This is a genomic window from Nonomuraea sp. NPDC048826 (genome assembly GCF_043198225.1).
In the GTDB taxonomy this organism is placed as follows: domain Bacteria; phylum Actinomycetota; class Actinomycetes; order Streptosporangiales; family Streptosporangiaceae; genus Nonomuraea.
Window position 1 is genome coordinate 685570 of the sequence record NZ_JBICUQ010000001.1, and the last position, 23304, is coordinate 708873.

At 71.9% G+C, this 23304-nt stretch carries 26 protein-coding genes; 14 read left to right on the forward strand and 12 right to left on the reverse strand.

All coding sequences use genetic code 11. The annotated features are described in order from the left end of the window. Positions 1 to 18 precede the first annotated feature (18 nt). Positions 19 to 891, forward strand: coding sequence for a GNAT family N-acetyltransferase (locus tag ACGFI7_RS03510; RefSeq protein ID WP_393398592.1), 873 nt, complete (start codon positions 19 to 21; stop codon positions 889 to 891). A 46-nt stretch (positions 892 to 937) separates the two neighbouring features. On the opposite strand, the gene ACGFI7_RS03515 is transcribed toward ACGFI7_RS03510, so the two are convergent. Beyond that, positions 938 to 2251: a UDP-glucose dehydrogenase family protein gene (locus ACGFI7_RS03515; RefSeq protein WP_393398594.1), complete on the reverse strand. Its 1314-nt coding sequence runs from the start codon at positions 2249 to 2251 to the stop codon at positions 938 to 940. A gap of 127 nt (positions 2252 to 2378) precedes the next feature. Between ACGFI7_RS03515 and ACGFI7_RS03520 the strand changes: the two genes are divergently transcribed. Further along, positions 2379 to 3545: an acyl-CoA dehydrogenase family protein gene (locus tag ACGFI7_RS03520; RefSeq protein ID WP_393398596.1), complete on the forward strand. Its 1167-nt coding sequence runs from the start codon at positions 2379 to 2381 to the stop codon at positions 3543 to 3545. 710 nt (positions 3546 to 4255) lie between these two features. On the opposite strand, the gene ACGFI7_RS03525 is transcribed toward ACGFI7_RS03520, so the two are convergent. Next, entirely contained in the window at positions 4256 to 4609 is a 354-nt protein-coding gene (locus ACGFI7_RS03525; protein WP_393398598.1) for a hypothetical protein, read from the reverse strand. Positions 4610 to 4915: 306 nt separating this feature from the next. On the opposite strand from ACGFI7_RS03525, the gene ACGFI7_RS03530 reads away from it, so the two are divergent. The 3 genes from ACGFI7_RS03530 to ACGFI7_RS03540 all read left to right on the forward strand — a co-directional run bounded on the left by ACGFI7_RS03530 (position 4916) and on the right by ACGFI7_RS03540 (position 8071). Beyond that, positions 4916 to 5935, forward strand: coding sequence for a DUF4331 family protein (locus ACGFI7_RS03530; RefSeq protein ID WP_393398600.1), 1020 nt, complete (start codon positions 4916 to 4918; stop codon positions 5933 to 5935). 57 nt (positions 5936 to 5992) lie between these two features. Then, complete coding sequence (locus ACGFI7_RS03535) at positions 5993 to 7291, forward strand: helix-turn-helix transcriptional regulator (protein WP_393398602.1); 1299 nt, start codon at positions 5993 to 5995, stop codon at positions 7289 to 7291. A 213-nt stretch (positions 7292 to 7504) separates the two neighbouring features. Continuing rightward, positions 7505 to 8071: a VOC family protein gene (locus ACGFI7_RS03540; protein WP_393398604.1), complete on the forward strand. Its 567-nt coding sequence runs from the start codon at positions 7505 to 7507 to the stop codon at positions 8069 to 8071. Here the strand turns inward: ACGFI7_RS03540 and ACGFI7_RS03545 are convergent. After that, entirely contained in the window at positions 8023 to 9447 is a 1425-nt protein-coding gene (locus tag ACGFI7_RS03545; RefSeq protein ID WP_393398606.1) for an MFS transporter, read from the reverse strand. The two genes, ACGFI7_RS03540 and ACGFI7_RS03545, sit on opposite strands and share 49 nt — an antisense overlap. Before the next feature lie 111 nt (positions 9448 to 9558). On the opposite strand from ACGFI7_RS03545, the gene ACGFI7_RS03550 reads away from it, so the two are divergent. Both ACGFI7_RS03550 and ACGFI7_RS03555 read left to right on the forward strand, forming a co-directional pair. Next, complete coding sequence (locus tag ACGFI7_RS03550) at positions 9559 to 10053, forward strand: winged helix-turn-helix transcriptional regulator (protein WP_393398608.1); 495 nt, start codon at positions 9559 to 9561, stop codon at positions 10051 to 10053. A gap of 61 nt (positions 10054 to 10114) precedes the next feature. Further along, positions 10115 to 11005, forward strand: coding sequence for an aminoglycoside phosphotransferase family protein (locus tag ACGFI7_RS03555; protein ID WP_393398610.1), 891 nt, complete (start codon positions 10115 to 10117; stop codon positions 11003 to 11005). Positions 11006 to 11009: 4 nt separating this feature from the next. On the opposite strand, the gene ACGFI7_RS03560 is transcribed toward ACGFI7_RS03555, so the two are convergent. Beyond that, positions 11010 to 11654 (reverse strand): TetR/AcrR family transcriptional regulator, encoded by a 645-nt coding sequence (locus ACGFI7_RS03560; protein WP_393398612.1) that lies wholly within the window; start codon positions 11652 to 11654, stop codon positions 11010 to 11012. Between the two features lie 94 nt (positions 11655 to 11748). Between ACGFI7_RS03560 and ACGFI7_RS03565 the strand changes: the two genes are divergently transcribed. Continuing rightward, positions 11749 to 12552, forward strand: a complete 804-nt coding sequence (locus ACGFI7_RS03565; protein WP_393398614.1) for an alpha/beta fold hydrolase — start codon at positions 11749 to 11751, stop codon at positions 12550 to 12552. 6 nt (positions 12553 to 12558) lie between these two features. Here ACGFI7_RS03565 and ACGFI7_RS03570 read toward each other — a convergent pair whose 3' ends face one another. Both ACGFI7_RS03570 and ACGFI7_RS03575 read right to left on the reverse strand, forming a co-directional pair. Next, positions 12559 to 12996 (reverse strand): acyl-CoA thioesterase, encoded by a 438-nt coding sequence (locus ACGFI7_RS03570; protein ID WP_393398616.1) that lies wholly within the window; start codon positions 12994 to 12996, stop codon positions 12559 to 12561. Next, the gene (locus ACGFI7_RS03575) at positions 12997 to 13629 is read right to left on the reverse strand and encodes a TetR/AcrR family transcriptional regulator (RefSeq protein ID WP_393398618.1); all 633 of its coding nucleotides are present in this window, start codon (positions 13627 to 13629) and stop codon (positions 12997 to 12999) included. 70 nt (positions 13630 to 13699) lie between these two features. Between ACGFI7_RS03575 and ACGFI7_RS03580 the strand changes: the two genes are divergently transcribed. Then, the gene (locus ACGFI7_RS03580; protein WP_393398620.1) at positions 13700 to 14014 is read left to right on the forward strand and encodes a hypothetical protein; all 315 of its coding nucleotides are present in this window, start codon (positions 13700 to 13702) and stop codon (positions 14012 to 14014) included. 8 nt (positions 14015 to 14022) lie between these two features. Further along, positions 14023 to 14649, forward strand: coding sequence for a TetR/AcrR family transcriptional regulator (locus tag ACGFI7_RS03585; RefSeq protein ID WP_393398622.1), 627 nt, complete (start codon positions 14023 to 14025; stop codon positions 14647 to 14649). Here the strand turns inward: ACGFI7_RS03585 and ACGFI7_RS03590 are convergent. Beyond that, positions 14617 to 14790 (reverse strand): hypothetical protein, encoded by a 174-nt coding sequence (locus tag ACGFI7_RS03590; RefSeq protein WP_393398624.1) that lies wholly within the window; start codon positions 14788 to 14790, stop codon positions 14617 to 14619. The two genes, ACGFI7_RS03585 and ACGFI7_RS03590, sit on opposite strands and share 33 nt — an antisense overlap. A gap of 155 nt (positions 14791 to 14945) precedes the next feature. Between ACGFI7_RS03590 and ACGFI7_RS03595 the strand changes: the two genes are divergently transcribed. Then, entirely contained in the window at positions 14946 to 15098 is a 153-nt protein-coding gene (locus ACGFI7_RS03595) for a hypothetical protein (RefSeq protein WP_393398626.1), read from the forward strand. 16 nt (positions 15099 to 15114) lie between these two features. Here ACGFI7_RS03595 and ACGFI7_RS03600 read toward each other — a convergent pair whose 3' ends face one another. Genes ACGFI7_RS03600 through ACGFI7_RS03615 form a run of 4 tightly spaced genes read right to left on the reverse strand, consistent with a single transcriptional unit; the run spans position 15115 to position 18691 of the window. Then, the gene (locus ACGFI7_RS03600; RefSeq protein ID WP_393398628.1) at positions 15115 to 15948 is read right to left on the reverse strand and encodes an LLM class flavin-dependent oxidoreductase; all 834 of its coding nucleotides are present in this window, start codon (positions 15946 to 15948) and stop codon (positions 15115 to 15117) included. 25 nt (positions 15949 to 15973) lie between these two features. Then, a complete protein-coding gene (locus ACGFI7_RS03605) occupies positions 15974 to 16807 on the reverse strand; it encodes a GNAT family N-acetyltransferase (RefSeq protein ID WP_393398630.1) in 834 nt (277 codons plus the stop codon). 60 nt (positions 16808 to 16867) lie between these two features. Next, positions 16868 to 17215 (reverse strand): STAS domain-containing protein, encoded by a 348-nt coding sequence (locus ACGFI7_RS03610; RefSeq protein WP_393398632.1) that lies wholly within the window; start codon positions 17213 to 17215, stop codon positions 16868 to 16870. A gap of 33 nt (positions 17216 to 17248) precedes the next feature. Next, positions 17249 to 18691 carry an LCP family protein gene (locus tag ACGFI7_RS03615; RefSeq protein WP_393398634.1) on the reverse strand — a complete coding sequence of 481 codons (1443 nt, stop codon included), beginning with the start codon at positions 18689 to 18691 and terminating at the stop codon, positions 17249 to 17251. A gap of 80 nt (positions 18692 to 18771) precedes the next feature. Between ACGFI7_RS03615 and ACGFI7_RS03620 the strand changes: the two genes are divergently transcribed. Beyond that, a complete protein-coding gene (locus ACGFI7_RS03620; protein ID WP_393399596.1) occupies positions 18772 to 19788 on the forward strand; it encodes a glycosyltransferase family 2 protein in 1017 nt (338 codons plus the stop codon). A gap of 51 nt (positions 19789 to 19839) precedes the next feature. Here ACGFI7_RS03620 and ACGFI7_RS03625 read toward each other — a convergent pair whose 3' ends face one another. Then, complete coding sequence (locus ACGFI7_RS03625; protein ID WP_393398636.1) at positions 19840 to 21096, reverse strand: SDR family oxidoreductase; 1257 nt, start codon at positions 21094 to 21096, stop codon at positions 19840 to 19842. Between the two features lie 95 nt (positions 21097 to 21191). Here ACGFI7_RS03625 and ACGFI7_RS03630 point away from each other — a divergent pair, with 95 nt between their 5' ends. Both ACGFI7_RS03630 and ACGFI7_RS03635 read left to right on the forward strand, forming a co-directional pair. Further along, positions 21192 to 22640, forward strand: a complete 1449-nt coding sequence (locus tag ACGFI7_RS03630) for a CDP-alcohol phosphatidyltransferase family protein (RefSeq protein ID WP_393398638.1) — start codon at positions 21192 to 21194, stop codon at positions 22638 to 22640. Further along, positions 22637 to 23260: a DUF5941 domain-containing protein gene (locus tag ACGFI7_RS03635; protein WP_393398640.1), complete on the forward strand. Its 624-nt coding sequence runs from the start codon at positions 22637 to 22639 to the stop codon at positions 23258 to 23260. Before ACGFI7_RS03630 ends, ACGFI7_RS03635 begins: the two co-directional genes overlap by 4 nt. The last annotated feature ends 44 nt before the right edge of the window (positions 23261 to 23304 follow it).

Genomic DNA, 23304 nt, shown 5'->3' on the forward strand with positions numbered 1-23304 from the left:
TCGCCCCGGGAGGCGGCCGTGCTGGACGTGCTCGCGGGCCACGCCGCCCGGGTGCGCGCCGCCGACCCGCTGGCCGGCGGCCAGGACCGGCTGCCCAAGCCCGGCCTGGGGGAGGAGCTCGTCGAGGTGCCCGGCGGCGTCGGCCTGGCCACGGTGGATCGTGCCGGCCCCGACTCGCTCAACGCCACCTGGGGCCCGCTCGTCGTCCACCGGCTGCACGCCCGCGTCAGCGGCCCCGACCCCGAGTCGGCGCTCGGCGCGCTGCTGGACGCCTGGACGGCGAGGCCCCGGCGGGAGCCCGGGCCGCTCGCGCTGCTCTGGCCGAGCCGCGACACCGCCGCCGTCCGCGCCCTGTCGCTGCGCGGCTTCGCCCCGCTGGTCGCCGTCGCCGCCCGCCCGCGCGGCTCCGCCCGGGTACGGCAGGATCCCCGGGTACGGCCCGCCGGCCCGGGTGACCTGGAGGGCATCGCGCGCCTGTACGAGGCGCTGGTCGCCTACGACGCGCAGTTCGGCTGGGTCACGCCGCGCGCCTCCACGCCCGCCAGGATCCGGGAGAGCCTCGCCGACACGCTGCCCCGCTCGTGGGCCTGGGTCGCCGAGCAGGGAGGCACGCCGTCCGGGGCCGTCATCGTCGACCCGCCGCCCCGGTCGGCCTGGATCGCGTCCATGGTGACCCGGACGCCCGCCGCCTACCTGGGCGTCATGTATGTCGATCCCGCCGTACGGGGCCGGGGTGTGGGCGCGGCGCTGGCCGCCGCCGCGCACGCCCGGCTGGACTCGTCAGGCGTGGCCACGACGCTGCTGCATCACGCCGTGCCGAACCCGCTGTCGGCCCCGTTCTGGGCCAGGCAGGGCTATCGTCCGGTGTTCACCCAGTGGGTGCGCCGGTGAGCGGTCAGGTGTTCCCTCGTGATCAGGGGCGGCTGTTCCCTCGTGATCAGGGGCGGCCCAGCGCCCGGTAGTGCCATCCGGCCGAACGCCACGCCTCGGCGTCGAGCGCGTTGCGCCCGTCGACGATCTTGCGGGCGGCCACGACCTCGCCCAGCGCCTCCGGGTCCAGGTCGATGAACTCCTGCCACTCCGTCAGCAGCAGCACGACGTGCGCGCCGCGTACCGCGTCCAGCGCGGACTCGCCGTACGCCAGCTCGGGGTGCGCCTTGCGGACGTTGTCGAGCGCGATCGGGTCGTACACCGTGACCTGCCCGCCCTGCTGCTCTATGGTCAGCGCCACGTCCAGGGCGGGGGAGTCGCGGATGTCGTCGGAGTTCGGCTTGAACGCGGCGCCGAGCACGCCGACCGTGCAGCCGTGGAAGGAGCCCCCGGCCAGCTCGCGGGCCAGGTCGACCATGCGGGCGCGGCGGCGCATGTTGATCGCGTCCACCTCGCGCAGGAACGTCAGCGCCTGGTCGGCGCCCAGCTCACCGGCCCGCGCCATGAACGCCCTGATGTCCTTGGGCAGGCAGCCGCCGCCGAAGCCGAGCCCCGGGTTGAGGTAGCGGCCGCCGATCCGGTCGTCGTACGAGAGCGCGAGCGAGAGCTGCTGCACGTCGGCGTGGGCGGCCTCGCACACCTCTGCCATCGCGTTGATGAAGGAGATCTTGGTGGCCAGGAAGGAGTTGGCGGCCGTCTTGACCAGCTCGGCGGTCGGGAAGTCGGTCACCACCATCGGCACGTCGCCGAGCGGCTCGTAGACCTCGCGCAGCATCTTCTCGGCCCGCTCGCTGCGGACGCCGAGCACGATGCGGTCGGGGTGGAGCGTGTCCTGCACGGCGAAGCCCTCGCGCAGAAACTCCGGGTTCCACGCCAGCTCGGCCTGCGCGCCCGCCGGGGCCAGCCTGACCAGCCGGTCGGCCAGCCTGGACGCGGTGCCGACCGGGACCGTCGACTTGCCGACGACCAGGCACTCACGGTCGAGGTACGGGGCCAGCGAGTCGATCGCGGCGTCCATGTAGGACACATCGGCGGCGTACTCGCCCTTCTTCTGCGGCGTGCCCACGCAGATGAAGTGGACGTCGCCGAACGCGCCCGCCTCCTCGTAGGAGGTGGTGAAACGCAGGCGGCCGGACGCCAGCCCCCGGCGGAGCACGGGCTCCAGCCCCGGCTCGTGGATGGGAAGCTCACCGTTGTTGAGACAGCGGACCTTGTCGACGTCGATGTCGAGGCCGAGCACTTCATACCCGAGATCCGCCATGCAGGCCGCATGCGTGATGCCCAGGTAGCCGGTCCCGATCACCGTCAGGCGATATGGCACGAGTGAGCTCCTTTCCATCGCGGAGGCATGCTACAGGCCCGCGTTCACTCCTTTTCGTGCCACCTCGCCACTTCGACAAACCGTACCGGTTGGTAGCAAGATGCTTGGACGTCCTACTATTTGTGGCATGAGCTTTCCTCTGTACGCGCCCGCCGAAGAGCACGACATGCTCCGGGAGACGGTCCGGGCCCTCGCTGACGAGAAGATCGCGCCCCGCGCCGCCGAGGCGGACGAGGCCGAGGAGTTCCCGTGGGACGTCTACAAGGCCCTCGTCGCCGCCGACCTGCACGCCATCCACGTTCCTGAGCAGTACGAGGGAGCGGGCGGCGACGCGCTGGCCGCCGTCATCGTCATCGAGGAGGTCGCCCGCGCCTGCGCCTCCTCCTCCCTGATCCCGGCGGTCAACAAGCTCGGCACCGTCCCGATCATGCTGTCGGCGTCAGAGGAGCTCAAGCAGCAGTACCTGCCCGCCGTGGCCCGCGGCGACGCCATGTTCTCGTACGCGCTCTCCGAGCCGGAGGCGGGCTCCGACGCCGCCGGCATGAAGACCCGCGCGGTCCGCGACGGCGACCACTACGTGCTCAACGGCACCAAGATGTGGATCACCAACGCCGGCGTGTCCGAGTACTACACGGTCATGGCCGTCACCGACCCGTCCGCCGGCGGCGCGCGCGGCATCTCCGCCTTCGTGGTGGAGAAGTCCGACCCTGGCGTCTCGTTCGGCCCCAAGGAGCGCAAGCTCGGCATCAAGGCCTCCCCGACCCGCCAGGTGATCATGGAAGACGTGCGGATCCCCGAATCCCGCATGATCGGGGCACCCGGCACCGGGTTCAAGACCGCGCTGGCCACCCTCGACCACACCCGCGTCACCATCGCCGCCCAGGCCCTCGGCATCGCCCAGGGCGCACTCGACTACGCGGTGGGCTACGTCAAGGAGCGCAAGCAGTTCGGCAAGGCCATCGCCGACTTCCAGGGCGTCCAGTTCATGCTCGCCGACATGGCGATGAAGCTGGAGGCGGCACGGCAGCTGACCTACCACGCGGCGGCCAAGTCCGAACTCGCCATGAAGGGCCAGCCCCAGAAGGACCTCACCTTCCTGTCCAGCGCCGCCAAGTGCGCCGCCTCGGACGCCGCCATGGAGATCACCGTGGACGCGGTGCAACTGCTGGGCGGGTACGGGTACACGAAGGACTTCCCGGTCGAGCGCATGATGCGCGACGCCAAGATCACCCAGATCTACGAGGGCACCAACCAGATCCAGCGCATGGTGATGGCCCGGCAGTTGCTCAAGTAACCATCTACGGGGTGGGCCGTCCGCTGCCCGCCCCGCCAAGGTCTTCGCTCCGTCAGGCGCTTGCGCGCCCGAGAGCTCAGGCTGTTCTCATTGGGGGGGACAACCCCCAGCTTGCCCGGTGTCGCAGGCGGGGTTGGTTGGCCTGAGTCTTCCTGTTCCGTGGTCGTTCCGTGAGGCACCGCTTGTGCGGACGGAACGGCCTAGCGGGCACACCAGGTCATACCTTCTTGACGACGATCGTATCCGGGACGAGTTTCTCCAGGTCGTCCACGTCCGAGGTGAAGACGGTGACCTGTCCCTTCTGCTGTCGTGCGATGACGGCGAGGACCGCGTCGATCGCGTACTTGTGGCCGTGCAGCTTGGCGTCGGCCAGGAGCCGGCGGGCCTGGCGAGCCTCGTCCTTCCCGACGGCCGAGGGGCTTCGTCAGGTTTCTCCGACGTACGGGTGGGCGGTGTCAATCCGTCCAGGTGACGCGGACGATCAGCACGAGGCGCAGGTGCTCTGCGGTGATGAAGGAGAAGAAGCCCCGGCCGCCGAAGAGGTCGAGCGTCCGAAGACCTCCTCCGTGGAACGGGCCTCGACCCGCGCGGATCGAGTCCCGCCCGAGAACTGCGAGTTGGTCGGCAAGCCGCTCGGCTTCAAGGATGACGGTGGGTGGGAGCCGCCAGTGACCTGGTCCGAATCGGGGTTGTACTCCCAGGTCCAGGCGTCACTCACTGGTGGCCTCTAGCTGCGCGGTTGCTGTGATGTCGGTGATTTCTGCCAAGGCTGAGTTCAGCTTGACTCTGTCGGTGGCGATGGCGACTTCCGCTTCCAACTCGCGCAGGCGGGATGCTCGGGCCGGGTAGCGCTGGATTGCCACGAATTCACCCCATTGCTGCAAGAAGCTCTGCAGAGGTGCCACGTTGCTCTGCCGAGCTGCCTGCTCTGTCGCCTGGTCGAGGTGGTCGACGAACTGGCCGAGGTGCGCCGGGGCGATCTGAGCGACTGCCGCCCGAAGCGCGGCGGTGGTCAGCGGCGGGCGGGGGATCAGTGCCTCGTTGTCGTGATGCGGTGTGGACATCGTCGGCCTCCGAGCTTTGGTGTTCCAAGCTACCGATAGAACACGACGCACTTCCATCTTGGAACACCTGCCGCGACCGTTGCACAAGATGCCGACAAGAAGGGGCGCGAGGGCCGCACTCGGTGGAGTGGCTCGGTGGCTCGCAGCGTACGGTCTGCCAGGGCGGCCGGACGTGCCGCCGCCGAACGGTCCCCGCGACACACCGCGACAGAACCCCCGTCCCACCGACACCCACCGCTTAACCTGCAGAAACACCCCTTCCCGCCGGGTGTGACGGTCCTGTGAGCGAGCGATGGAAGGTCTGACATGTCGAACCACTTCACCGGTCTCAGCCTTGGACCGCCGCTCGGTGACCAGCGCCTCGATCTGTGTGACCTGTACGCGTTCGCGGCGCCCGGCGACCAGGGCAGGACTGTGCTGATCCTCAACGCGAATCCGAACGCGGACGCCCTGCACCCCGACGCCGTCTACCGCCTGAACATCGACAACGACGGCGATCACCTGGCCGATGTCGCGTTCAGCTGGGTCTTCAGCCGGCCGGAGTGCGACGGTTCGCAGACCTACAGCGTCTTCATGGCGACCGGCGCGGAGGCTCGCGCCCCCGAGGCGGTGGGCACCGAGATCGTGTCGGACGCCGCCGTCTCCTTCGGTCCGAGGGCCAACGTGGTCGGCGGCGGCGACTACCAGGTGGCCGCCGGCAGCCGCAGTGACGCCTTCTTCTTCGACTTCGACGGGATCAAGAACCTGTTCGACACCAGCGGCAACCGGAACTTCACCGCGCCGCACCTGGGCGGGAAGTCCCCGTGGACCGGCGTCGACTCCAACACCACGGCCAACGTCTTCTCCATGGCGCTCGAACTGCCGACCGCGGAGCTGGCGCCGCAGCCCACGCTGCGGATCTGGGGCCGGTGCAGCGTGCTGCGCGACGGGGAGCTCCTCCATGTGGACCGGGCGGGGCATCCGTCGATGAGCAGCTTCTTCAACACCGACGACACCAAGGAGGAGTACAACGCCGGCGAGCCGGTCGACGATCGGGAGAAGTGGACGGATCAGTTCGTCCACCTGCTGGGCCACACGGGTGGATACTCCCGAGAGGAGGCGATCGCCGCGATCGACGAGCATGGTCTCCTGCCGGACGTGCTGCGCTTCGACCCGGCCAAGCCGGCCGCGTACCCCAACGGGCGGACCTTCACGGAAGACGTCATCGACATCCGGGTCGCGCTCCTCACCAAGAACGAGGCGCCGCCCACCGGGCTGTCGCCGCACACCGACATCCTGGACCGGTTCCCGTACCTCGGCGACCCGCACCCGGCGGCCAGCTCCTGACAACAGCCGCCATGGATGCGGACGGAAACCGTCCTCGTTCGGCGGCAAGCTGGTGGTATGCCGGACACCACCGCTCGCGCGCTCGCGCTGCTCAACCTGCTGCAGACCCATCGACACTGGACGGGCCCCGAGCTGGCGGAGCGGCTCGGCGTCACGCAGCGTACGGTGCGGCGGGACGTCGAACGCCTGCGTGACCTCGGCTACCGGATCGACTCGGTTCCCGGGCCGGCGGGCGGCTATCGGCTGGAACCCGGCGGCGCGGTGCCGCCGCTGCTGCTGACCGACGAGGAGGCCGTCGCCATGGCGGCGGGCCTGCGCCTGGCGGCGACGCGGCAGCTCACCGACGGCGCGGACACCACCATCCGGGCCCTCGCCAAACTCGAACGGGTGCTGCCCGCCGCGCTGCGCGAACGCGTCAACGCGGTCGCCGCGGCGGTGCGACCGGCCGGGACCGGACCGGGGCCTGGGGTGTCCCCGGGCGTGCTCACGGAGCTGGCGCTGGCCTGCCGAGGTCACGAGCGGGTCCGCTTCACCCACGTGTCGGGATCGAGGTCGGGGTCAGGGCCGGGATCGGGATCGGGGTCGAGGTCGGGGTCGGAGTCGGAATCGAGGCCGGGGTCGGGATCGGGGTCGGGATCGGGATCGGGGCCGGGATCGAGGTCAAAACCGAGGCCGGAGTCGGGATCGGGGTCGGGGTCGGGATCGGGGCCGGGATCGAGGTCAAAACCGAGGCCGGAGTCGGGATCGGGGTCGGGGTCGGGATCGAGGTCAAAACCAAGGCCGGAGTCGGGATCGGGGTCGGGATCGGGGGCGGGGGCGAGGCCGGAGTCGGGGCCGTCGTCGCGCTGGGTGGAGCCGCACCGCCTGGCGCCGTCGGAGCGGCACTGGTACCTGATCTGCTGGGACCTGGACCGTGACGGCTGGCGCACGTTCCGCGTCGACCGGATCGCCGGCGTGCGGCGCACGGGGGTGTTCTTCGAGCCGCGGCCGCTCTCGCCCCGGCAGGTCGTGGAGTTCCTGGCCGTCGCGGCGTCCTGGAGCAAGCGGGCGGCCGACGCGACCGCGACGATCCGGATGCCGGTCGAGCGGCTCAGGCGGCTCTTCGGCGAGTGGGCGCAGGGCGCCGAGGCGGTGGACGCGGGCACCACGGTCTGGCCGGTGGGCGGCGCCGACGTCCGCGAGACGATGTACGCGCTGTCGTGGATCCCGGAAGGCGTCGCGTACACCGTGGACCTTCCCGATCCGGCCCGCGCGGAGCTGCGCGCGGCGCTCGGGCGGATGCTACGCGCCCTGGAGGCGCCCCCCCGACGAGCCGGACGAGACCTGACGAGCCCGGACGGACCTGACGAGACCTGACGAGACCTGACGAGACCTGACGAGACCTGACAAGACCTGACAAGACCTGACGAGACCTGACGAGACCTGACGAGACCCGACGAGCCCTGCCGAGCCCTGCCGAATTTGGACGAGCCCTGACGAATTCTGACGAGAGCGGCGGCCGGACGCGGACGGGAGGTGACCTGGTCTGCTGCGAGAGTGCCCGCACCGCTGCATCAGGAAAGGACCATCATGACCGCACGACCGGACGCCCCCGCGGGCTCGAACACGGTGAACGCGTTCATCATCGCCGACAAGACGGCCGAGCTGATCGACTTCCTCGTCGACGTGTTCGGCGCGGTCGACGTGCCGGAGGCGCGCACGATCGACGAGGACGGGCTCATCCTGCACGCCGAGCTCCGGCTGGGCGACTCGCTGCTGTCGCTCGCCGACCGCAAGCCCGACTGGCCGTTCACCCCGGCGCTCACCCGGGTGTACGTGGACGACGTGGCGGCGACCCTCGCCCGCGCGGAGGCCCGCGGGGCGCGGATCGTCACGCGTCCGACCGACTTCTTCGGTGACACGCTCGCCCGGTTCCAGGACCGGTGGGGGAATCTCTGGTGGGTGTACCGGCACGACCCCTCGGCCGCCCAGGACTGGGAGGCCGAGGGGTCCGACGCCGACGACTGGACGAGCTTCGCCACGCCCGAGCTCGACTACATCCACGCGAGCCTGGTGGAGGCGATGCGCTCGCTCCACGACCCGAGAAGTCAGCCCGACTGCAACGAAGGGCTGCCCTCGGGGTCGGGGACGGGCTGAGGGGCGGCGGCGCGGCGGCGGAGGCCGAAGGCGGTGATCAGGGCGCCGACGGCCACGGCCGCGACGGGGACGACGAGGGCGACCCGCTGGGCCTCCAGCATCGCCGCGGGCGTGCCGCCGTCGCCGAGCGCCGCCACGCTCACGGCCGTCACCGCCGACAGGCCGAGCGCGGTGCCGAACTGGATGGAGGTGTAGAGCAGACCGCTGGCCAGGCCGTGCTCATGCTCCGCGACCCCCTCGGTCGCGGCCATGGTCAGCGGACCGTACGCCAGGGAGAAGGCGATGCCGAGCAGGAACATGGTCGGCAGCATGGCCGCGTAGGTCCAGTCCATGCCCATCGGCAGGAAGAGCGCGTACGCGAGGACGGCGACGACCAGTCCGGCGAACAGCACGCGGGCGTTGCCGAACCGGTTGACCAGCCGGGGCGTGAGCGTCGGCGCCAGGATGACGTCCAGGCTGATCACGAGCATGGCCAGGCCGGTCTGCAGGCTGCTCCAGCCGCGCACCTCCTGCAGGTAGAGCGTGACGATGAACTGGAATCCGGCGAACGCGGCCAGGAACAGCAGCGCGCCCAGGTTGGCCCGCACCAGCGGGGCCGAGCGCAGGATGCCGAGCCGGACGAGGGGGTACGCGGTGCGTCGTTCGATCAGTACGAAGGCGGCCAGCAGGGCGAGGCCCGCGGCGAGTACGGTGATCGTGACCGGGAGGCCGTCGCCGGGGTGTTCCAGCCGGACCACGCCGTACACCAGCAGCAGCATCGCGCCGGTGATGCTGAACGCGCCGGCCAGGTCGAAGCCGCCGGGCGGGCGTTCGGCGGCCGGGCTCTCCTTGAGCAGGAGCAGCGCCGCCACGAGGATCACCCCGGCCAGGATCACCGGCGCGAAGAACACCCACCGCCAGCCGATGGAGGCCAGCAGTCCACCGGCGACCAGGCCGAGCACGTAGCCGCCCGAGGCCGTGCCGGCGTACACGCCGAGCGCCTTCGTACGCTGCGGCCCTTCGGGGAAGTTGCCGGTGACCAGGGAGAGCCCGGCGGGCGTCATGAAGGCGGCGGCGACGCCGGTCACGAAGCGGGCCGTCAACAGGGTCCACCCTTCGGTGGCGAAGCCTCCCAGGCCGGAGAAGAGCAGGAAGACGGTCAGCCAGAACAGGAACATCCGGCGGCGTCCCAGCAGGTCGGCGGCCCGGCCGCCGAGCAGCATGAAGCCGCCGTAGCCGAGCACGTACGCGCTGACGACGCCGCTGAGCATGCCGGTGGACAGGCCGAGATCCGCCCGGATCGCCGGTAAGGCCACGTTCAGCATGGCCACGTCGATCCCTTCCAGGAAGATGGCGCCGGCGAGCACGAAGAGCACGCCCCAGGAACGTGCGGACATCGAGGTGGGCACAGTCGGTCCTTTCACAAAAGCGGAACCGGCCCGCAGTTCCTCTCCTGCATGCCGGTTCCTTCTTGTAACCAGCAGCATCGTCGAGCATCATGGGATCTCATGGAAGACGGCACTTTCAAGTCACTCGGTCACTGCGGGGATACCGGCGACGACTACGACGTTCTCCAGTGGGACACGCGGGAGGACTGCGAGGTCCGGCAGATCCTCGACCGCGTGGCGGACAAATGGTCACTGTTGGTCATCGCCCTGCTCGACCGGCGCAGCCTCCGGTTCACCGAGTTGCGCCGCAACATCGACGGGGTCAGCCAGCGCATGCTCACCCGTACGCTGCGGCATCTGGAGCGTGACGGGCTGATCAGCAGGACCGTGCACCCGACCGTCCCGCCGCGCGTCGACTACGCGCTCACCTCGCTGGGCACGACCCTGCATTCGACCATCCGCGAGCTGGTCGTCTGGACCGAGACGCACCAGAACGAGATCGCCGCCGCCCGCAGCGCCTACGACGCTCGCGTGCTCGCCGAGCAGCGGGCCGCGGAAGCGGAGGCCGCCGAGCGGGCCGAGATCGCCCGCACCGCACTCAGCGGCACCCGCTGAGACGGAAAGCGGCGCGGAAAAGAGGTTGCGGGCCGGGACCGGCGCGGGGAGGGTTCCTCGGATGAGGATGCATGCCGACCAGCTGACGGTCTCGCCCGGGACGGTGCGCGCGTTGATCGACGCGCAGTTCCCCGAGTGGCGGGGGCTGGAGGTCAGGAGTGTCGTCTCCGAGGGCACGGTCAACGCCATCTTCCGCGTCGGCGACCGGTTGGCCGCCCGGTTCCCGCTGCAGCCCGGGGACGCCGACGGGACGCGGCGGTGGCTGCGGGCGGAGGCGGAGGCGGGCCGCGAGCTGGCGGGCCGGACGCGGTTCCGTACGCCGGAGCCCGTCGCGCTGGGCGAGCCTGGGGTGGGATATCCGCTGCCGTGGTCGGTGCAGACGTGGGTGCCCGGGGTGGTGGCCACGGAGGAGGACCCGGGGGAGTCGGAGGCGTTCGCGCGCGATCTGGCGGAGCTCATCCGGGACCTGCGCGCCGTCGGCACCCGGGGGCGCACGTTCGCGGGTCAAGGCCGGGGCGGTGACCTGAAGTCCCATGACGCGTGGATGGAGACCTGCTTCAGGAACAGCGAGGGGCTGCTCGACGTCCCCGGGCTGCGGCGGCTGTGGGACTTCCTGAGGAGCCTGCCGCGTGAGGCGGAGGACGTGATGAACCACGGTGACCTGATCCCCGGCAACGTGCTCGTGGCGGGCGGGCGGCTGGCGGGGATCCTGGACGTGGGCGGGTTCGGACCGGCCGACCCCGCGCTGGACCTCGTGAGCGCGTGGCACCTGCTGGAGCCGGGGCCGCGCCGGGTCCTCAGGGACGAGCTGGGTTGCGACGACCTCACCTGGGAACGCGGCCGGGCGTGGGCGTTCCAGCAGGCGATGGGCCTGGTCTGGTACTACGCCGACAGCAACCGGGCCATGAGCCGGATGGGCCGGCGCACCCTGGACCGCGTCCTGGCCGGCTGAGCCGTCAGCCGTAGGCGGCGAGGAACACCTCCACCGCCTGGCCGGCGAGGCTCTCCAGCTCCTCGGTCTCAGGACCGGCGGAGGTGCCGGCGAACATCGCCTGGTTCATCGGCTTGTACATGACCAGCCCGGCGAACTGGTAGGCGGCCAGCGTCGGGTCCGGCAGTTTCCGCAGCAGCCCGCGGTCTTCCAGGCGGCGCAGCGCCTCGCCCATCTCCACGACCGACGGGTGGAAGCCCTGCTCGAACCATGCCCCGGAGATGTGCGGGAACCGGTCGGCCTCGGCGATGACCAGGCGGCGCAGCCGCAGGACGTCCGGCCGGGTGAGGCCGGCCAGGAGGGCGCGGGCCAGGGCGTGCAGCGCCTGGCGCGCGTCGGCGGCGCGGTCGAGGTCGGCCGCGACCTGCCGGAAGCCGTCGAGGAGGTGGGCGGTGGTGCCGAGGATGATCTCGGTGAAGAGGTGTTCCTTGTCGGCGAACTGTTTGTAGACGGTCTGCTTGGACACCGCCGCCTTGGCGGCCACCTCGTCCATGCTCGCGCCGAGGTAGCCGTTCTGCAGGAACACCTCGGTCGCCGCGTCCAGGATCGCGCGCCGCTTTCTGGCCGTGCGACCAAGCTCGGGCTCGGCGCCGCTCTGCTGTGGGTCCACCACACCTCCTTGGGGCCTCGGGAGGAATAGTACTGGACAGTTCCGTACTGAAGTCAGTACTGTACGGTCCAGTTCTGAAAACGAGGAGGGGCACATGGGTACGGTTCGCTCGAAGGACGGCACCGTCATCGCTTTCGACGCCGTCGGGGAGGGCCGGCCGCTGATCATGGTCGACGGGGCCACCGCCCACCGCGCCGTCAACCCGCTGAGCGGGGAGGTGGGCGAGCTGCTCCGCGACGGGTTCCGGACGTACTCCTACGACCGGCGCGGGCGCGGCCAGAGCGGCGACACCGCACCGTACGCGACGGAACGTGAGATCGAGGACCTCGCCGCGCTGATCGAGGACGCCGGGGCCCCGGCCATGGTGTGCGGCTTCTCCTCGGGCGCCGCCCTGGCCCTCGACGCCGCGGTCGCCGGTCTGCCGATCGACCGGCTGGTGGTGTGGGAGCCGCCGTTCATCGTGGACGACAGCCGCCCGCCCCTGCCGGCCGACTACGTCGAGCGGCTCGACGCGGCCATCGCCGCGGGCCGTCCGGGCGACGCGGTGGAGCTGTTCTTCACCGCGGCGATCGGCATGCCCGCTGAGGTCGTCGACGGCTTCCGGCAGAGCCCGATGTGGGCGGTCGTCGAGGAGGTCGCGCACACGATCGCCTACGACGGGCGGTTCGTGGCCTCCACCATGGCGGGCACCCCGCTGGACAAGGACCGGTGGGCCTCGATCGACGTGCCCGTCCTGGCCATGCACGGAGACGGCACCGACCCGACGCTGATGGTCGGCGCCCGCGTCATCGCCGAACTGCTGCCCACCGCGACCCTGCGGGTCGTCAAGGGCGAGCAGCACAGCGTGGCCCCCGACGTGCTCGCCCCGGTGCTCAGGCGGTTCGCCGAGACCGCCTGAGCGATGTCACGACACCGCCGCCTGCAGGAAGAGGGGCGCGGCGGCGGCGCGCGACTCGGCGCTGATCGGGGTGGGGCGGAACGTGGCGGGGTCGAGGTTGACGTTGGCGCGGTAGCCCTCCGCGTGCGTGGTCTCGTGGTCGGCGGACAGGACGAGGAAGCCGTAGACCACGCTGGAGCTGCCCATCCGCTCGATCCACAGGCGCACGGCCAGCTCGCCCGCCCCCATGACGGGCATCCGGTAGGCGATCTTGAACTCGCGCACGGCGAAGGAGACGTCCTTGAACGCCGACGTGGCGGGGTCCGGCGTCCAGCCGAGCCTGCTCCAGTAGGCGGCGATCGCGCGCTCCACCAGCAGGGCGTAGCGCGAGTTGTGCAGCAGGCCCATGACGTCCAGGTCGTCGAAATGGACGTGGACGAGCTCGTAATGTCCTTCGTCGGTCATTCAGTCCTCCGGTAGGAGTGAAGGGTCGGGGCAGAGCGCGCGCAGCCTCTGCAGGACGGCGCGGCGCGAGTGGGTGAGGGTTTGTGAGTCGCCGAGCAGCCGGGAGTGGGTGACGACCAACTCGCCGAGTGCCTCGATCTCGTACGCGAGCTGGGCGGGATCGACGTCGGGCCGGAGCTCGCCGCGGGTGATGGCCTCGGCGGCGAGGCGCTGGACGAGCGCCAGCCAGTCGTGCAGGGCCTGTGAGACCCGCTCGTGCACCACGCCGGGCCGGTCGTCGAACTCGGTCTGCACGGCCAGGAAGAAGCATCCGCCGGGCAGCACCCGATCGGTGTAGAAGCGCAGCCGCGCCTCGTGCAGGGCGAACAGCCGCCGGACGCCCACCGGCGCGCGCAGCGCGGGGGAGACGACCCGCTCGGTCCACTGGCGGTAGGCCCACTCGATGGCGTCGAGCTGGAGGTGCTCCTTGTCGCGCCAGTGGGTGAAGAAGCCTGACTTGCTCACGCCGAGCGCGGTGGCCAGGCGGCCGAGAGAGAGCCCGTCGAGGCCCTCCATGGAGGCGAGGCGGACGGCTTGGGCAAGGATCGCCTCCCTGCTGCGCCGGCCGCGCAGCAGGCGTCCGTCGTGTGTCATGTCCCCAGACTATATGAACGACCGGTCGTTCTTCTATAGTTGAGCGACTGCTCAAATCAGGCTTTACTGGTTGAGCAGTCGCTCAAATCCGGGGGATCGATGCCTGACTGGACGTACCAGCCGCTGCGACAGGGCCGGGTTCGGTGGGGCGCTGCTGGCGGCCGGCGCGGCGATCACGCTGCTGAGCGCCTGGGGGTGGCGGCGCGGCGAGGGCTGGGTGTGGTGGTCGCTGGCGGTGGCCGCCGTCGCCGGGTTCGTGCCCGCCGTCACGGCCCACGGCGCCATCGGGTATCTGGATCTCTGGCATCTCGCCCCGGTCTTCGCCGGGGCGGCGCTCACCGCGGTGGCGCTCGCGCTCTCTCGCCCGTACCTGTGTGCCCGATGATGGTCGGCATGGCCGACACCCGACAGCGCCTGATCGACGGCGCGATCACGACGCTGCGCGAGCGCGGCATCGCCGGCGTCTCCGCGCGGACGATCGCCGCCACCGCCGGGGTCAACCAGGCGCTGGTCTTCTACCACTTCGGCAGCGTGCCCGAGCTGCTCAAGCAGGCGTGCCTGACCGCCACCGAGGCCAGGGTGGCGCCGTTCCTGGCCCGGATGGAGCAGGTCACCAGCCTCCGCGAGCTGCTCGACCTGGGCCGGCGGGTGCACGCCGAGGAGCGGGCGGCCGGCAACGTCACCGTGCTCGCCCAGTTCCTGGCCGGCGCGCAGGCCGACCCGGCGCTGGCCGAGGCCACCTCGGCCGCGCTGGAGCTGTGGATCGGCGGGCTGGAGCGGACGCTGGAGCGGCTGCTGGCCGGCTCCCCGGTCGCCGAACTGGCCGACGTCGAGGGGCTCGCCCGCGCGGTCGCCGCGGCGTTCATCGGGCTGGAGCTGTACGAGGGCGTCGACCCGGCGGGCGGGCAGGCCGCGCTCGACGCGCTGGAGCGGCTGGCGGTGCTGGCCGAGGTCGTCGACGATCTGGGTCCGGTGGCGCGGCGGGCGCTACGGGCCAGGCTCCGCAGATCCACCGCCTGACGCCTTCTCGCGCTCCGGCTCCTTGTGCAGCGGTCCCTCGACCAGATCCGTGGCCGAGGTCGGATCACCGTCCGTCAGGCCCGCGAACAGGATCGCGAGCAGGGCATAGAACAGGGACGACAGCTTGCCTGGCTTGTTCATGAGGACACCTCCATGTCGTCCTCAGAGTGAGAGAAGCCGCTTGCAGGTGACCTTCCTCCCGTTAAACCGAGCCTTCGGTGGATAAAGGGGGAAACGACAGTAAAGACCTTGATAGGGGAGAGATGCGCATGCTGCGTCGAAGGAGTCACAGGGCGATGCTCGCGAGCGCCGCGATGGCGGCCGTGCTCGGGCTGACCGGCGCCTGCGGAGGCGGTGGCGACGACGGCGACGACGATCCGGACGTCGTCAACACCACCCAACAGGACGGCGACGACCAGGACGACGGCCAGGACAACGACAACGACTGACCGGCGCGGAAGCGAGTCAGAGAGCCGTGAGCAGGGCCGTCACATGAGGGAGCGGGTCGGCGGCGACCGGACGGACCAGCACCGTGCCGGCCCCCGCCGCCCACAGGGCCTTGACGTGCGCCGCGGCCTCGTCGGCGGTGCCGACCGCCATCCCCACCTCCGCCTCGGCCACGCCCAGGAACGTCGCCTGCTCGGCCACGAAGCGGTCGGGGAACCCCGGCCCCACGTGCAGATAGGTGAAGGCGGCCAGCTCATGATCGCCGGTGGCGGCGATCTGGCCGAGCACCTGCCGGATCCGGTCGGGGCCGAAGCCCTCGGGCAGGATCGTGCCCTCGGCGACCCGTCCTGAAAGGGCCAGCGAGCGGGGCCGCAGCACGCCCGCCAGCACCGGCGGGACCACGTGCGGCGGATGGACCAGCGACAGCCCGTCCAGCCGGACCGACCGGCCCGCCATGGTCACCGTCTCGCCCCGGAGCAGCGCCCGTACGGCCGTGATCGTCTCCTCCAGGAGGGCCAGCGGCGACGGCACGGCGGCCCCCGCCTGGGCCATCCACGCCGGCACCCCGTGACCGATCCCGGCGGCGAGCCGGCCGGGGTGCAGCCGGGCGAGGTTGGCCAGCTCCATGGCCAGCAGCATCGGGTTGCGCAGCGGCGCCGGGGCGATGCCGATGCCGACGCGCAGCCGGGAGGTGACGGCCAGGGCGGTGGCGGCGGACGAGACGCCGCTGGTCCAGCCCAGGTCCTCCACCACCCACAGGTCGTCCACCCGGTCCAGGCCGTCGAGCGCCCGCGCCACCGGCACCAGCCGCTCGGGCGGCAGGTCCCTGTCGAAGATCACGCCCAGTCTCATGACGCCTCCCGGGTCGGCGCGCCCGTCACCCGGCCGCGCGCCAGTAGTAGCGGAACAAGCGGCCGACCTCGGAGTATCCGGCCCGCAGGAACGCCGCCGCGGTCGGCGCGTTGGCCACGTCGGTGGCGGCCACGACGCGCTCGACCCCGGCCTCGGCGAGCGTGCGGGTGCCGCGGGCCAGCAGGTCGTCGACGTAGCCGCGGCCGCGGTGCTCCGGCACCACCCCGATGTAGGCGATCGAGTGGTCGTCGGGCGCGACCAGGCCGACCGGCTCGTCGCCCAGATAGCCGATCACGAACCAGCCGGGCTTGCCCTTGCGGTTCATCAGGTCGTCGTACATCCAGCGGGCCTCGTGCTCGGCCCCCGCCGTCGCCAGCTCCAGCCGGGTGTCGTAGTCGAGCGACCCGTACGAGATGCGCACCAGCAGGTCGAGCACCTCGGCGGGGTCGAGCTCCCGGGCCGGGCGGTAGGTCAGCCGGCCGGGGTCGGCGGGCAGGTCGCTGCCGAGCCGCCATTCGAGCAGCAGCCGCTCGACCTCCATCGTGAACCCGGCGCCGGTCAGCGACTCGTGCTGCACCGCCCGGTCGACGAGCGGCGACAGGCCGGGCGGCAGCGGGATGTCATGAATGATCTTCGACAACCCGGCGGCGGTCAGGGCGCGGCGCAGCAGGCGTGCGGCGGCGGCGGGGTCGGGGCCCGGCTCGAACTGCCAGACGAGCACCGGCTCTGCGCCGGCGAAGGGCGCCCAGAACGCCAGCCGGACGGGGCCTTCCACGAAACACCACTCCGGCCGTGTCCTGCCCTCGTCGTGGGCGGAGACGAGCTGGGAGCGTGCGGGCTCGGGGAACTCGTCGAACAACGCGCATGCCTCCACAGGCGAAGGGACGACGACGCCATCATCTCGCACGCCCGGCGCGGGCTACGCCGCGGTGCCGAGCGCGGCCTGCGCGTCGGCGAGCGAAGGGCTCGTCTCGAAGTGACGGTCGAGGTTGGTGATCGTCAGCAGGTGGCTGATCATGCCGTCCTGCAGGACCAGAATCAGCCTGCCGCCGGTGCGCCGCACGTGGTTGAGGGTCGAGACCAGCACGCCCAGCCCCACCGAGTCGCAGAAAGGCACCTCGCTCAGGTCCATGACGAGCTGGAGCGGGCCCGGGGTGGACAGGACCGGCTCAAGCTCGGCGCGGAGCCGGGGAGCGGCTGCCACGTCGAGTTCACCGGAAATGCGTAGAACCGTGCACAGATCCTCCTGCCAACACCTGACCACCATGGGAAAAGGCTGCCCTGATGGGGGATTGTTAACCTATTTCTTGCAGATGTTCTGGCTTGCCGTTTCTGCGGTCGGGGAAGAGCTCGGCCGGGCCGACGGCGACGTGCTCGCCTTGGGCTTGGCCACCTTCGGCTGGTCGGCGCCCAGGACGACCTCGATCTCCTTGACGTCCGCCTGTCGCAGGTCGGCCCCCGGGATGGCGGCGGCGACCGTGCGCCCGGCGGCCTCCTGCCCGGGGCCGTAGCGCACCACCGTCTTCTTGTGGTCCTTGCGCGCGGTGTTGCCGGCGGTCTCCGGCACCCGGAACCCGTAGGCGATCAGCCCGGCCCGCGTCCGGGCGCCCAGCCCGCTGATCAGCGTGCCGTTGAGCACCCTGACCGTCACCTGCTGCGGCGGCACCGTCGTCGGCTTGGCGGACGTCTTGGCCGACGGGCTCGCCGCCGGGGTGGGCCTGGCCAGGTCCTGGTCGGCCTCGATGGCCCGGAACAGCTCGCGCGCCTTCGCCTTGTCCCACAGCACCGCCGACTCGCCGGTGGGCGTGCGGTAGTCGACGTCGGCCAGCGGCACGTCGGCGAACTGGACGTTGTCGAGCTTGACGTCCCTCAGCTGGGTGGCCAGGCCGAGCAGCCCGTCGTCGGGGTCCACCTTGATCGTGCCGAGCGTGGTGTTGACGAACGAGGCCAGCTTCGCCGGATTGGCCAGCGTGTCGGCGCTCAGCGCGCGGTTGAGCAGGGCCGAGATCACCTGCTGCTGGCGGTCGATCCGGTCGAGGTCGGAGCGGGCGGTGGCGCGGGTGCGGGCGTAGCCGAGCGCCTGCACGCCCTGCAGCTCGTGGGTGCCCGCGGCGAGGTTGAGCCCGGTCTTCGGGTCGTTGATCGGCACGGGGGTGCAGACCGTGACGCCGCCGAGCGAGTCGACCACGTCGATGAAGCCCAGCACGTTGACCTCGATGTACCGGTTGATCTTCAGGCCGGTGGCCTGCTGGACCGCCTGCACGGTCAGCTTCGGGCCGCCGAACTGGTAGGCCGAATTGATCTTGTGATCGCCCTTGCCGGGGATCGCCGTCCAGGTGTCGCGCGGCAGGCTCACGACCGTGATGCGGCTGTGGTCCTCCGACAGGTGGATCACCATCATGGTGTCGGTGCGCTGGCCCGACTCGCGACCGAGCTTGAGCTCGTTCTGCTTCTTACGGGTGAGGTCGTCGCGCTTGTCGACGCCCACCAGCAGGATGTTCTCGGCCCCGCGCGGCGCGGTCTCCTCGACCCCCGCGTCGACCGTGCCGATCTGGCGCGGCGTCGCCCAGACCACTCCGGTGCCGATCAGCACGCCCGTGGACAGCAGGCCCGCCAGGACGGCGTTGCGCCGCCGCACCCGGGCGCTCTTGCGCGGTCTGCGCCGCCCCGCGGCGAGCTTGACGCCGCCGTAGGCGTCACCGCCCACGATCACCCCGGCGTCCTCCTCGCCTGGGTCGCGCATGGCCGCCCCCCTCCTGCTGCCGGAGGATTGCGCTCTCGATTGCCGTCCTCCCGTGGTCGTACAGTAGCGTGAGCCCCGCCATGAAGCAGTTCCCCGACTCGCCGCACGCGCCAGCGGAGACGCGTGGCTGGCCCCCCATCTCCGTCGTCATGCCGGTCCTCAACGAGGAGCGCCATCTCCGCGAAGCCGTCGACCAGGTGCTCGCCCAGCACTATCCGGGTGAGATCGAGGTCGTCCTCGCCGTGGGACCGTCACACGACCGCACACAAGAGGTCGCCGAGGCGATCGCCGCCGCCGACCGCCGGGTCACCGTGGTGCCCAACCCGACGGGCCGCACCCCCAACGCGCTCAACGCCGCCATCGCCGCCTCCCGCAACGGCATCATCGCCAGGGTCGACGGCCACGCCATGCTCCCGTCCGACTACCTGCGGGTGGCGGTCGAGACCCTGTACGAGACAGGCGCCGACAACGTCGGCGGCGTGATGGCGGCCGAAGGCGTCAGCCCGTTCGAGCAGGCCGTCGCGTGCGCGATGACCTCCAAGATCGGGGTGGGGGCGGCGGCCTTCCACGTCGGCGGCACGGCCGGGCCCGCCGACACCGTCTATCTCGGCGTGTTCCGGCGATCCGCGCTCGACCGGGTCGGCGGCTACGACGAGCACTTCCAGCGGGCCCAGGACTGGGAGATGAACCACCGCATCCGCCAGACCGGCGGCCTGGTGTGGTTCCAGCCGCGGATGCGGGTCTCCTACCGGCCACGGCCCAACGTCAAGGCGCTGGCCAAGCAGTACTTCCACTACGGCAGGTGGCGCCGGGTGGTGGCGCGCACCCACGAGGGCACGATCAACCTGCGCTACCTCGCGCCGCCGGCCGCCGTGCTGGCCATCCTGCTGGGGCTGGTGGCCGCGCCGTTCCTCCCGCTCGCGCTGATCGTCCCCGGCGGCTACGCCGCGGCCATCGTGGCGGGGTCGGTGGTGACCGGGAGCGGGCTGTCGTGGGCGGCCAAGCTGCGGCTGCCGGTCGTGTACGCGACCATGCACATGTCGTGGGGCTGGGGCTTCCTCACCAGCCCGCGCAAGCTGGCCCGCCCGCCTCGCTGACCTTCACGCGCCGCCTCGCCGTCCACCGGTGAGGCGGCGCCCTACGCCCGCTCAGGTCTCGACGACCTGCCCGGTCAGGCCGGAGACCAGGGTGTCCAGGCAGACCCGGGCCGCCTCGGCGCCTCCGGTCCCGGGCCCGGTGAGCACCGCGTTGACCCGGACGCCGCCGGCCGCCCACTCGGCGGCCAGCGCCCGCGCCAGCTCCGCGGTGGCCGCCCGGACCGGCGCGGCGACGCTCCCGTCGCCGCCGCCCGCCTGGAGGACGAGCGCGCCGCCGCTCTCCCCGAGCACCGGGTAGGCCGCCCTGGCGACGTTCCCCGCCCCCAGATAGGCCAGCGCCAGCCCGTCCGCGTCCGCTCCCGCCAGCTCGCCGGCGCACGTCCCCGCCAGGTGGATCACGTGGTCCACCTGGCCCGCCTCGGCCAGCGCCTTGGCCGCCGGCTCCTCCGTACGGGCCAGCTCGGCGGGGAAGGCGCGCACCACCGCGCCGCACTCGCCGGCCAGAGCGGCGAGCGGCGCGGCCTCGCCGAAGACCGCGAGCGTGCGGCCGCCGAGTACGCGCCGGCGGTCGGCGGGGGAGGGGGCGGGCGTGCCGGCGGCGGCCAGCCGCAGCAGCTGGTCGGCGATGGACAGGTCGAGCGGATGGGTGACCTTCATGTTGCGCTCGCTGCCCGGCACGAGGTAGATCGGCACCTCCGGCAGGTAGCGCAGCACCACGCCGCAGTCGTCGGTCGCCTGACGGGTGGCGAAGTCCGGGTCGGCCATGGCCCGCCGGTACGCCTCGCGGATCACCGACAGCCGGAACGCCTGCGGCGTCTGCGCCCGGCGCAGCCGCGACCGGTCGAGCACCTCGCGCACGATGTCGCCCTCGGCCACCAGCACCGTGTCGGAGCTCGGGATGGCCACCTCGACGGCCTCGTACGTCTCCAGGGCGCGCACGCAGTCGGCGATGATCCGGGGCTCCAGCAGCGGCCGCACGGCGTCGTGCAGCAGGACGTCGCACTCCCGCTCGCCCACCGCCCGCAACGCCCGCCAGGTGCTCTCGGTCCGGCTGGCCCCGCCCTCGACGATCGCGGTCACCTTGCCGAACCCGCACCGCCGCACCAGCTCGCGCACCGGCTCCACGAACCCCGGCGTCATCAGCACGACGATCTCGTCGATGTCGGGGGAGGCGTCGAACAGCGCGATCGTGTGCTCCAAGATCGTCCGCCCGGCGAGCTTGATGAGCTGTTTGGGCTCGCTGTGGCCGACACGCTGACCGACGCCGCCCGCGAGCACCACGCCGATGGAGGGCCGCCGAGAAATCATAGTTCGAGGGTAACGGTCCTGGTCCGTGCTATCGCGTGGACAGATCGCTACGCTGTGTGCCACGCGCTCCCTCATCAAACGGGAGGACCCGCGCCTTGACAGACCCGCTCCCGGCGAGCGGCACGGCCAGTTCGGCGGTGCTCCTCGCCACGACTCCCGCGTGCCGGCTCGGCTGCCGCGAGGGCACGCTCCTGGACCGCCTCACCGACCAGCTCACGTCGCTGCGGGTGCGCGAGGTCCAGACGCTGACGTCCGCCGGCGGGCTCCCGGCCGACCTGCGCGGCGTCGCCAAGCTGGCGCGCGTGGCGGCGGGAGCGGTCGCGCTGCTGCCCGGCGACCTGGTGGCCCACACCGAGGCGCTGGCCATGCTGCTGGAGCACCCGGCGCGCGACACGCGGGCGCTGGTCGCCGGCGAGACCGCGATCGGCCCGATGCGGCCGCCGCTCCGGGCCGAGGGCGGGCGGATCACCGCGGCGGGCAGCTCGTTCCACACCGTGCCGGAGGCCAACGCCGCGTTCGCGGGCGTGATGCAGGTCGGCGAGGCCGACCTGGGGGCGCTCGCCGACGTCGCCGAGGAGCTGGCCGAGCTTGCGGACTCGGGCCGGCTCGGCCCGGTCACCCCGCTGGAGGCCGTCGACCTGCTGCTGGTCGGGGTGGTGAGGTCGGGGGCGCCGGTGCGCGCGGTGCCGCTCGGGCCGCTCCACTCCTCGCGGGTCACCGGGCAGGCCTCCGCCGACGCCGCGATCGAGCGGCTGGCCGAGGTGGACGAGGACGAGGTGCGCCTCGACGGCGCGGTCAAGTCCGACGACGGCTTCTTCGCCTCGTACTTCGTCTCCCCGTGGACCCGCCACCTGATCAAACGCGCGCACGCGCGCAAGCTCACCCCGAACGCCGTCACCGGCATCTCGATCGCCGTGGCCGGGCTGGCGGCGATCTGGTTCTCCGCCGGCACCCGGGGCGCGATGGTGGCCGGGGCCGTGCTGTTCTACCTGTCGTTCGCGCTCGACTGCCTCGACGGCCAGCTCGCGCGCTACACGCGCGGGTTCACCCCGCTCGGCGCGTGGGCCGACGGGATGGCCGACCGGCTCAAGGAGTACGCGGTCTACGTCGGCCTGGCCTTCGGCTACGTGGCCACCCATCCTTCCGGCGGCAACCCGGACGGGATCTGGTACCTCGCCGTCGGGGCGATGATCCTGCAGGCCGTCCGGCACTCGATCCACTTCTCGTACGCCGGATCGGTCTGGGACGCCGGCCAGGTCGGCGCGCTGTGGGCCAGACCGGTGCGCTCGCTGCTGGAGCCGGCCGACGCCGGTCGCGGCCGTCCCCGTCAGGGGTTGCTCAGGATCGCCCAGCGGGTGCGGCACGGCTCGGCGGTGCACTGGCTGCGCAAGATCTTCGCGCTGCCCATCGGGGAGCGGACGGCCCTGATCGCCGTCACCGCGGCGCTGTTCGACGCCCGGGTGACATTCGTGGCGCTGCTCGGCTGGGGCGGCGTCGCCGCCGTCTACCAGCTCGCCGGCCGGATGGTGAGGTCCGTGGAATGAGTCCGGTGCACATGGTCCCGGTGCCGCGCGGCAAGGTCGTCACCTACCGCGACGACGGGCCGCTCTCGCGCGGCATGGGCATGCTCGTGGCCGGGCAGCTCCCGCCGCTGCCGCCGCTGGTCGCCGCCGCGTTCGTCACCGGGATCCTGCTGCTGATGGGGGTGGCGGGGGCCGGCGGGCTGGCGGTGTTCGCGCCGCTGGTGCCGCTGCTGCTGGCCGGGCCGGGCAGCTCCCACCCGCACGACGGCCGGTTCGACTGGGTGGCGCCGCCCATGCTGCGGGCGATCGAGTACGCCTTCATCGCCGCCTGCGGCTTCGCCCACGACGTGCCGCCGGTGCTCATCTTCCTGCTGCTCGGCGCCGTCGCCTTCCACCACTACGACCTGGTCTACCGGCTGCGCCAGCAGGTCTACCCGCCGCCCTGGCTGTCGGCGCTCGGCCTCGGCTGGGAGGGGCGGATGCTGGTGCTCGGCGCGTTCGCGCTCGTGCCCTGGGCGACCGGCGGATTCGCGCTGCTGGCCGCGTATCTCTGGGGTGCTTTCGGCTGGGAGAGCCTCACCTGCTGGCTCGCCGCGCCCAGGACCGGAGCGCGCGCCGCCGAGGCGGGAACGCAAGACTAGCGGCGGATTACCCGCACGGGGCCGAAAGCCAACTAACCTTTGGG